The 328-nt window shown below is 48.2% G+C and carries 1 pseudogene; it reads left to right on the top strand.

From position 1 onward, the window contains the following. Positions 1–74 precede the first annotated feature (74 nt). A pseudogene (locus DWV57_RS14880) lies at positions 75–328 on the top strand (hypothetical protein); the annotation flags it as partial.

Genomic DNA, 328 nt, shown 5'->3' with positions numbered 1-328 from the left:
TTGTAAATAATCGGCAGCATTTTTTGAACCAGCTTCTGAACGAAGAAACGTAATGCCGGGAAAGGACATTCCATATGAATGATTCTACGTTGAAAGAGCTTTGGCAGCAGGTCGCTGAAAAGAAAAGCTGCGAAGCAAAGCAGAAAGAACTGACCGCCCAGAGAGATACGCTTGCTGACCGCCTGAAAATGCTGGAAAAATCCAAGCTGGCAGAGCAGGCTGATGTGGACCGTCTGGAGGGACACAACCTTGCCGCATTTTTCTATCAGGTCATCGGAAAGATGGATGAAAAGCTGGACAAAGAACGGCAGGAAGCCTATGCAGCCCG

It is taken from the genome of Faecalibacterium sp. AF10-46 (genome assembly GCF_003604105.1).
Lineage (GTDB): Bacteria > Bacillota > Clostridia > Oscillospirales > Ruminococcaceae > Faecalibacterium > Faecalibacterium taiwanense.
The sequence above is the reverse complement of the archived record's forward strand: the minus strand, read 5'-3'. Positions and strand labels throughout refer to the sequence as shown.